Source organism: Rhizobacter sp. P3_C12, assembly GCF_056402735.1.
In genome coordinates this window covers 1-1,293 of record NZ_JBFUGW010000591.1, presented here as the reverse complement: position 1 = coordinate 1,293, position 1,293 = coordinate 1, and the positions used below count along the sequence as shown (strand labels likewise).

2 protein-coding genes are annotated in these 1,293 nt (G+C 71.5%); one reads left to right on the top strand and one right to left on the bottom strand.

Annotated features, from left to right (window positions below):
• Nucleotides 1-668 (bottom strand): LysR family transcriptional regulator (locus AC1DXV_RS34770; protein WP_477938063.1); only part of this gene is annotated, 668 nt, incomplete at its 3' end.
• A gap of 109 nt (nt 669-777) precedes the next feature.
• Between AC1DXV_RS34770 and AC1DXV_RS34765 the strand changes: the two genes are divergently transcribed.
• Nucleotides 778-1,293 (top strand): dihydrodipicolinate synthase family protein (locus AC1DXV_RS34765; RefSeq protein ID WP_477938062.1); only part of this gene is annotated, 516 nt, incomplete at its 3' end.

Genomic DNA, 1,293 nt, shown 5'->3' with positions numbered 1-1,293 from the left:
GCGCTGCCCCGCAAGGCGCGCACCAGGCGGCCGATGCCGGACTCGGCGCTGTACTCGAGCAGCGGCACCGGCTTGCCTCCGCTGTCGTCCAGCCAATGACGCGGCCGGCCCGACGCGTCGGGCGCCGACACCGGCAACAGCGCGTCGTGGCCGACCACGGCCCAGCGGTGCGATGACGGGTCCAGCCGGTTGGGCACCTGCTCATGGCCATGGCACAACAGGAACTGCACGCGGCCCTGCTGCATCAGCGCCTCGCACTGCTGCATCACGTCGGAGATCAGCTGCACCGGGCCCGGCCCGTGCCCTGGTCCTTGCGCCAGCCGCGACTCCAGCCCGCGCAGCCAGCCCGGCAGGAAGCTGAACGACAGCGCATGGGTCGACGCGATGCGCAGCGTGGCCGAACTCGCATCGGCCACCGCGCGCGCCTGGTCGGGGATGCCCGCGACGCGCGTCAGCAGCTCCTGCGCCACCGCGCGAAACCACTCCCCCGCCTCGGTCAGCGTGGCGGGCTGGGTGCTGCGGTCGAACAGCACCACGCCCAGCCAGTCTTCCAGCGCGCGCACGCGGCGGCTGAAGGCCGGCTGCGTCATGTGCCGCTCCTGCGCGGCCCGCGAGAAGCTGCCGCTGGCCGCCAGGGTCAGGAAATCGTCGAGCCAGATCAGGTTCATGGGCGGTGCTCACAAGGCATGGAAGAAGACCCAAGCGGCATTGGTCAACGGTGGCCGCGGCGCGCAAGATTCACGGCGATTGTTCAACAAACAGACCGGAGACAAGACCATGCGCACGATCCAGAACTACCGCGGCATCATCCCCGCGATCGCCTGCCCGTTCACCGGCGACCACCGCATCGACGAGCCCGCGCTGCGCAAGCACGCCGCGTGGCTGGCCACCCAGCCCGGCGTGGTGGCCGTGATGACCAACGGCCACACCGGCGAAGTGTTCTCGCTGCTGCCGCGCGAGCGCGCCGAGGTGACGCGCATCGTCGCCGACGAGCTGAAGGGCCGGCTGCCGGTGATCTCGTCGATCGTCTGCGAAGGCACGCGCGACGCCACCGAGCAGGCGTCGATGGCGCGCGAAGCGGGCGCCAAGRCCCTGGACGTGATGCCGCCGCACCACTGGCTGCGCTTCGGCTTCCGGCCCGACCACGTGACGCGCTACTTCGAGGCCATCGCCTCGGTCGGGCTCGACCTGGTGGCGCACGTCTACCCGGCGTGGACGCGCGCGTCGTACTCGTCGGCCACGCTGGCCGAGCTGGCCCGCCTGCCGGCCGTCGCCGCCTTCAAGGTGGGACAG